Source organism: Mycolicibacterium arseniciresistens, assembly GCF_030519285.1.
GTDB classification, from domain to species: Bacteria; Actinomycetota; Actinomycetes; order Mycobacteriales; family Mycobacteriaceae; genus Mycobacterium; species Mycobacterium arseniciresistens.
Map to the genome: position 1 here is coordinate 1 of NZ_JAUMSQ010000281.1, position 7,516 is coordinate 7,516.

Sequence of the window (7,516 nt, forward strand, 5' to 3'; positions counted from 1 at the left end):
GGGCCGCGGCTTCCGCACCGGCCGCTGGCACAGCCGGGTGTCCGGGCATCCCGAGGCGCTGTCCGAACTGCCCGCCACCGCGCTGGCCGAGGAGATCGAGACGCCCGGCGACGGCCAGGTGCGGGCGCTGATCACCGTGGCGGGCAACCCCGCGCTGTCCGCACCCGACGGCGACCGGCTGAGCCGCGCCCTCGACGGCGTCGGCTTCATGCTGAGCGTCGACCCGTACCTCAACGAGACCACCCGGCACGCCGACGTGATACTGCCGCCACCGCCGCCGTCGCGGACCGCCCACTTCGACGTCGCGCTGAACAACCTGGCGGTCCGCAACACCGCGCGGTACTCACCGCCCGCGGTGCCGCTGCCCGACGGCAGGCCCGGCGAAGTCGAGATCGTGGCCCGGCTGGCGCTGATCCTCTACGGGATGGCGCCAGACGGCGACCCCGGACTGGTCGACGACCAGGTGATCGCGACCACGCTGGGCAGGGAGACAGCCGACCCCGACTCGTCCGTCGCCGGCCGCGACGCCGCCGAGCTGACCGCGATGCTGACACCCGGCCCGGGTTACGAACGCCGACTCGACATGATGCTGCGGCTCGGCCCCTACGGCGACGCGTTCGGCGCCCGCCCCGACGGGCTGACGCTCGACCGGCTCAGGGCCAACCCGCACGGGATCGACCTCGGGCCACTGCGGCCGCGGCTGACCGAGGTGCTGCGCACGCCGTCGGGCAAGGTCGAACTCGCACCCGAGCCGTTCGCCGCCGACGTCGGCCGGCTGCTGGACTCGCTGCAACGCCGCGAAGCGGACTTCGTCCTGATCGGCCGCAGGCACCTGCGCTCCAACAACAGCTGGATGCACAACCTGCCCGCGCTCGCCGGCGGCACCAACCGCTGCACGCTGCAGATCCACCCGGCCGACGCCGCCGCACTCGGGCTCACCGGCAACGCGGTGATCAAGGGGCCCGGCGGCGAGGTGGAGGCGCCGGTCGAGATGTTCGACGGTCTCCGCCGCGGCGTGGTGTCGCTACCGCACGGCTGGGGTCACGACGTGCTCGGCACCCGGCTGGCCGTCGCCGCCGTGCGCCCGGGCGTCAACGTCAACCGGCTCAACGACGGTGCGGTGCTCGACCCGCTCTCGGGCACCGCGGTGCTCAACGGCATCCCCGTCGACATCAGTCCTGCGGGTTAGGACAGCTCCCACACCACGGTCACCGTGAAGCCGACGGACTGCTGACCCGGCTCCAGCGGCACCGACTCCATGGCCGCGCGCGGCGCCTGCATCGGCACCGGTGGCGTCTCGCCGGCCACCTCGGAGATCGAGACGACGTCGCCGAGATCGAGTCCCGAGAGGTCGGCGTACTGCTCGGCGCGGCTCCTTGCGTCCTCGAACGCCCGCGCCCGCGCGTCGCGGATGAACTGCGAGTCGTCCTCGATCGAGTAGTTCACCGAGTTGATCCGCGCGGCGTCGCCGCCGGTGCTGACGATCAGCGCCAGCGCCTGCGACGCCGCGCCGAGGTCGCGGATCTTGACGTCGAGCGAGTTGCTGGCCCGGTAGCCGGCGATGTCGACGCTGTCCGGGCCGAACTGCGGCTGCAGGCTGACCTGCGTGGTGTTGATGTCCTTGCGCTCGATGCCCGCGTCGACGAGGGCGTTGATGACGGCCTGCTGCCGGTCGCTGGACTGGTTCATCGCACTGGTGACGTCGGGCGCGATGAACTCCATTGAGACGTTGGCGGTCAACAGGTCCGGGGTGCCCTGCACCTGCCCGGCGCCGACCACGGTGACCTGACGGGAGTCGGTGTTCGCCGGCGCGGCGGGGCCCGCCGTGGCGTCGCAGGCCGACAGCGTTCCGACGGTCAGCGCGGCGGCGGCGAGGGTGGTCAACAGGGTCTTCGCGCGCACGGCGATCGGCATGCCTGGCACCCTACCGTCAGGGTGTCACCAGGATCTTGCAGTGCTGGTCGGGGTGCGCCAGGTCGTCGAACGCGGCGCCGACCGCGTCGAGCGGCACCTCGCCGGTGATCAGCGGGGCCACGTCGATGGCGCCTTCGGCGATGGCGCGCAGGGATTCCGCGAACTCGGCGGGGTCGTAGGCGAACACGAACTGGATGGCGATCTCCTTGGCGGCGGCGAAGAACGGCAGCACGGTGTCGGCCTCCATGCACACCCCGGCGACCACCAGCCGTGTCCGGGCCGGGGCGCGGCGCAGCACGTCGTTGATGATGCCCGGGGCGCCGACGGCCTCGAAGACGACCGCGGGTGCGACGGTGTCGAACGGCGACTCCTGCGCCGGGTCCACCGTCCGGTGCGCCCCGACGGTCTCGGCGAGTTCACAGCGCATCGCCGAGAAGTCCGATGCGACAATCTGTTCCACGCCCCGGTGGCGTAGGGCCGCGATGATCGCCACGCCGATCGGGCCGCAGCCCACCACCAGCGCCGCCTCGCCCGGGGCGATCGCCGACCTGTTCACCGCGTGCAGCCCGACCGCCACCGGCTCGGTGAGCGCGGCGTGCCGCGGGTCGAGTCCGTTGGGCACCGGGAGCAGCAGGGGCGCCGAGAGCAGCATGCGTTCGGCGTAGCCGCCGATCGTGGTGTTGGAGGAGAAGATCGGCTCGACACCGTTGCCGGACAACAGCACCGGGACCGACGTCACGATGGTGCCGGGAGCCGGTGCGTCGGTGTCCGGGCCTGCCTCGAGGACTTCGGCGCTGAACTCGTGGCCCAGGAACACGTCGGCGGACAGGTCGAGCGGCGCACCGCCGAGCGGCGCGCCCTGCAGCTGGGCGCCCAACTCCAGCACGGTGGCGCCGTGCTGCGCGAAATGCAGGTCGGAGCCGCAGATCCCGCACGCTTTGACCGCGACGAGCACCTGGCCGGGGCCGGGCACCGGGTCGGCGACGTCGTCGCGCAGCACCATGCGGCCGTCGCGCAGCACCGACGCCCGCATCAGCTCTTGGCCTGCATCTCGTCGGTGTGCGCGGTGATGGCGTTCACGATGGCCTGCCCGGCGCTGCCGAGCAGTTGGTCGCGCATGCCCTTGGCCCACTCGTGCGATGCCTGCGGCGCGGTCAGCTGTCCCTTGAAGTGCGGCATCACCTTGCGGGCGAACAACTCATAGGAATGGTAGGTCGCTTCGGGATTCGCCCAGTCGTGGCCCAGCAGCAGCAGTGTGCCGAAGCCGCCGGACTGTTCGAGCAGGCCGGTGATGTAGGCGATGGCGTCGTCGGGGGTGCCGATGCAGCAGTTGCCTCCCGCGGCGTACTCGGCGACGAACTCCCGCGGCGTCTGCTGCTCGCCGTCGACGGTGTTGGAGAGCGGGACGAAGCCCGCGGCGCCGAAGTAGTTCGCGAAGTCCTGCAGCCCGTAGGTGCAGTCCTCGATGGCCTGCTCGCGGGTGTCGGCGAGGTGGAAGATGCCCAGCACCCGCCAGCCCGACCGGTCGGGGGTCTCGCGGCCTGCCTTGGCCGCCTGTTCGGTGACCACACCCCAGGTGTTCTCGAGCGCGGCGAAACCGCCGGGCACCGACATCGACAGCGACAGCAGCGATGTGCCGTGCTGGCCGGCCAGCCGCGGACCCGACGGCGACACCATCGCCGCGGTGGAGATCTCGGGGTAGGGCCAGGTGTAGGGGCGGATGTGCAACTGGGCGTCGCGCAGCGTGAACCAGTCGGTCTCGCGGGTGACGCGCTCGTCGGGCCCGGCGCGGAACAGCGCGAGGATCGCCTCGAGTGACTCCTGCATCATCCGGCGCTGGTCCACCGGGTCGATTCCCATCATGTAGGCGTCCGACGGCAGAGCGCCCGGCCCGGTGCCGAACACCACCCGGCCGCGGGTCATGTGGTCGAGCAGCACCCAGCGGTCGGCGACCATCAGCGGGTGGTGGTAGGGCAGCGACACCACGCCGGTGCCGAGCCGGATGTGCTTGGTGCGCTCGGCCGCCGCGGCGATGAACACCTCCGGGCAGGCGATCAGCTCGTAGCCGCCGGAGTGGTGCTCGCCGAACCACACCTCGTCGTAGCCGAGCCGGTCCAGCGCCACGGTGCGCTCGAGGTCGTACTCGAGGGCGACGGTGGGGGACTGGCCGACCGGGTGGAACGGCGTGATGAAGACGCCGAAGTTCAGGGGACGGTTCATGGCAGACCTCCGAGGAATTCGAGCAGGGCGGCGTTGACCTCGTCGGCGCGTTCCTGCTGCAGCCAGTGGCCTGCGCCGTCGATGAGGATCTCGCGGAACGGACCGGTGACCACGTCACCGATGCGGTCGCGGGGGGTGAAGGACAGCACCGGGTCGGCGGTGCCCGCGATGAACAGGGTCGGCACCCCGATCGTGGCCGCCGGGGTGTCGGCGGTCAGTTCCCAGTTGCGGTCGAAGTTGCGGTACCAGTTCAGGCCGCCGGTGAATCCGGTGCGGGTGAACTCCGCGACGTAGTGCGCGATCTCCTCCTCGCTGATCCACGCCGGGATGCCGTCCGGCTCGGGGATGCGGTCGAGGAAGCCCCGCTGGTCGGGTGTCGCCATGTCGACCAGCGCGGTCGCATCGGCCGGGTTCTTCAGCCCGCCCAGCATGCGCCGTATCGTCCGGCCCGGATCCTCGTTCAACTCGGTGTCCGCCGGGCCGACGTCCTGGAAGTAGAGGATGTAGAAGAAGTTGTCGGCGAAGATGCGGCGCCAGATCTGGGTGGGCGGCCCCGAGGAGCGCGGCACCGGGGGCGCGCTCATGGTCACCACGGCGGACACCCGGTCGGGGTGCAGCAGCGCGGTGTTGCTGACCACCGGGGAACCCCAGTCGTGGCCGACGAACACCGCGGTGTCGGCGCCGACGTCGTCGAGCAGTCCGATCAGGTCGCCGCTGAGATGGACGACGTCGTAGTCCTGCACGTCCGCCGGGCGCGACGACCCGCCGTACCCGCGTTGATCGGGCGCCAGCACGTGGTAACCCGCGGCGGCCAGCACCGGGATCTGACGGCGCCAGGAGTAGGCCAGTTCCGGGAAGCCGTGCGCCAGCACCACCACCGGGGCGCCGCGCTCGCCGGCCTCCGTCACCCGCAGCCGAACTCCGTTGGTGTCGACGAGACGTTCGGCCGGGGTGGTTGCGTCGGTGCCCACCGGCTCACCCAAGCACACGGGCGGCGGGCAGCGGAAGGCTTCTGGCGACGTGTGTAGCCAGAACTCCCGCGAAGTCACCCGTCGGCCGTCGGGAACTTCCGCACGTTGGTCTAGCGGTAGCCTGAAGTGATCCCAGCTGCGCGTATCGGAAGGACCTGGCCGACAGACTCATCGCTGGCCGAAAAATGATGAACCGGAAAAATGTGATCCGCACGCTGACCGTGATCGCGGTCGTGCTGCTGCTGGGCTGGTCGTTCTTCTACTTCAGCGACGACACCCGCGGCTACAAACCCGTCGACACGTCGGTGGCGATCGCCCAGATCAACGAGGGCAACGTCAACAGCGCCCAGATCGACGACCGCGAACAGCAACTGCGACTCGACCTCAAGAGCGGCAAGGGCGAGACCGAGGACAGCGACAAGATCATCACCAAGTACCCCACCGGGTACGGGGTGACGGTCTTCGAGGCGCTGCAGGGTAAGAACGTCAAGATCAACACGGTGGTGAACCAGGGCAGCGTGCTCGGCTCGCTGCTCATCTACATGCTGCCGCTGCTGCTGCTCGTCGGCCTGTTCGTGATGTTCTCCCGCATGCAGAGCGGCGGGCGGATGGGCTTCGGGTTCGGCAAGTCGAAGGCCAAGCAGCTCGGCAAGGACATGCCGACCACCACGTTCGCCGACGTCGCAGGCGTCGACGAGGCGGTCGAGGAGCTCTACGAGATCAAGGACTTCCTGCAGAACCCCAGCCGCTACCAGGCGCTCGGCGCCAAGATCCCCAAGGGCGTGCTGCTCTACGGCCCGCCGGGCACCGGCAAGACGCTGCTGGCCCGTGCCGTCGCCGGCGAGGCCGGGGTGCCGTTCTTCACGATCTCCGGCTCCGACTTCGTCGAGATGTTCGTCGGTGTCGGCGCCTCCCGCGTGCGCGACATGTTCGAGCAGGCCAAGCAGAACAGCCCCTGCATCATCTTCGTCGACGAGATCGACGCGGTCGGCCGCCAGCGCGGCGCCGGCATGGGTGGCGGCCACGACGAGCGCGAGCAGACGCTGAACCAGCTGCTGGTCGAGATGGACGGCTTCGGTGAACGCGCCGGGGTGATTCTGATCGCCGCCACGAACCGGCCCGACATCCTCGACCCGGCGCTGCTGCGACCCGGTCGCTTCGACCGCCAGATCCCGGTGTCCAACCCCGACATCGCCGGGCGACGCGCCGTGCTCAAGGTGCACTCGGCGGGCAAGCCGATCGCTCCCGACGCCGACCTCGACGGGCTGGCCAAGCGGACCGTCGGGATGTCCGGCGCAGACCTGGCCAACGTGATCAACGAGGCGGCGCTGCTGACCGCCCGCGAGAACGGCACCGTCATCTCCGGCGCCGCACTCGAAGAAGCGGTCGACCGGGTGGTCGGGGGACCCCGCCGCAAGGGACGCATCATCAGCGAGCACGAGAAGAAGATCACCGCCTACCACGAAGGTGGGCACACGCTGGCGGCCTGGGCGATGCCCGACATCGAGCCGATCTACAAGGTGACGATCCTGGCCCGCGGTCGCACCGGCGGTCACGCCATGTCAGTGCCCGAGGACGACAAGGGCCTGATGACGCGCTCGGAGATGATCGCCCGGCTCGTCTTCGCGATGGGTGGGCGCGCCGCCGAGGAACTGGTGTTCCGCGAGCCCACCACCGGCGCCTCGTCGGACATCGACCAGGCCACCAAGATCGCCCGCGCGATGGTCACCGAGTACGGCATGAGCTCAAAGCTCGGCGCCGTCCGGTACGGCACCGAGCACGGCGATCCGTTCCTGGGCCGCACGATGGGCACGCAGGCGGATTACAGCCACGAGGTCGCCCAGATCATCGATGACGAGGTGCGCAAGCTCATCGAGGCGGCCCACACCGAGGCGTGGGAGATCCTCACGGAGTACCGCGACGTGCTGGACATCCTGGCCGGGGAACTGCTGGAGAAGGAGACGCTGCACCGCGTCGAGCTCGCCGAGATCTTCGGTGACGTGAAGAAGCGTCCCCGCCTGACGATGTTCGACGACTTCGGTGGGCGCGTCCCGTCAGACAAGCCGCCGATCAAGACGCCCGGCGAGCTCGCCATCGAGCGCGGCGAGGAGTGGCCCCCGCCGGTCAAGGAGCCGGCCTTCAAGGCGGCGATCGCCGCGGCGTCCAAGGCCGCCGAGGAGGCGGCCGCCAAGAACGGCGGCAACGCGGCGGGCACCAACGGCGGCGGTGGCAACGGCGTACCGGCGAACGGTGCTGCGACGCAACCGAATTACGGTGCGCCGGCCGGCTGGCACGCACCCGGCTGGCCGCCGGGCGGTCCGCCGGGAAGCCAGCCGCAGGGCCACTGGTATCCGCCGCCGCCCCACCCGTCGGGCTGGCCGGAGGCCTATCCGCCGGCATACCCGCCGCCG

The 7,516-nt window shown here is 70.6% G+C and carries 6 protein-coding genes; 2 read left to right on the plus strand and 4 right to left on the minus strand.

The genetic code is table 11. From position 1 onward, the window contains the following. A partial coding sequence (locus Q2100_RS25450; RefSeq protein ID WP_302916294.1) for a molybdopterin dinucleotide binding domain-containing protein occupies positions 1–1,189 on the plus strand: 1,189 nt, incomplete at its 5' end. Here Q2100_RS25450 and Q2100_RS25455 read toward each other — a convergent pair. Genes Q2100_RS25455 through Q2100_RS25470 form a run of 4 tightly spaced genes read right to left on the minus strand, consistent with a single transcriptional unit; the run spans position 1,186 to position 5,105 of the window. Beyond that, the gene (locus tag Q2100_RS25455; RefSeq protein ID WP_302916295.1) at positions 1,186–1,914 is read right to left on the minus strand and encodes an SIMPL domain-containing protein; all 729 of its coding nucleotides are present in this window, start codon (positions 1,912–1,914) and stop codon (positions 1,186–1,188) included. The genes Q2100_RS25450 and Q2100_RS25455 overlap by 4 nt on opposite strands. A 16-nt stretch (positions 1,915–1,930) precedes the next feature. Continuing rightward, on the minus strand, positions 1,931–2,947 hold the full coding sequence (locus Q2100_RS25460) for a zinc-binding dehydrogenase (RefSeq protein ID WP_302916296.1): 1,017 nt from the start codon (positions 2,945–2,947) through the stop codon (positions 1,931–1,933). Continuing rightward, a complete protein-coding gene (locus Q2100_RS25465; RefSeq protein ID WP_302916297.1) occupies positions 2,947–4,134 on the minus strand; it encodes an LLM class flavin-dependent oxidoreductase in 1,188 nt (395 codons plus the stop codon). Before Q2100_RS25465 ends, Q2100_RS25460 begins: the two co-directional genes overlap by 1 nt. Then, positions 4,131–5,105 (minus strand): alpha/beta fold hydrolase, encoded by a 975-nt coding sequence (locus Q2100_RS25470; protein ID WP_302916298.1) that lies wholly within the window; start codon positions 5,103–5,105, stop codon positions 4,131–4,133. Before Q2100_RS25470 ends, Q2100_RS25465 begins: the two co-directional genes overlap by 4 nt. Positions 5,106–5,293: 188 nt before the next feature. On the opposite strand from Q2100_RS25470, the gene ftsH reads away from it, so the two are divergent. After that, positions 5,294–7,516, plus strand: a 2,223-nt coding sequence (gene ftsH, locus Q2100_RS25475) for an ATP-dependent zinc metalloprotease FtsH (RefSeq protein ID WP_302916299.1), incomplete at its 3' end; no start/stop codon positions are given.

Bases quoted from the DNA above. Each gene is read 5' to 3' on its own strand.
- Q2100_RS25465 (WP_302916297.1), bottom strand. From the start codon at position 4,134: ATGAACCGTCCCCTGAACTTCGGCGTCTTCATCACGCCGTTCCACCCG.
- Q2100_RS25455 (WP_302916295.1), bottom strand. From the start codon at position 1,914: ATGCCGATCGCCGTGCGCGCGAAGACCCTGTTGACCACCCTCGCCGCC.
- Q2100_RS25460 (WP_302916296.1), bottom strand. From the start codon at position 2,947: ATGCGGGCGTCGGTGCTGCGCGACGGCCGCATGGTGCTGCGCGACGAC.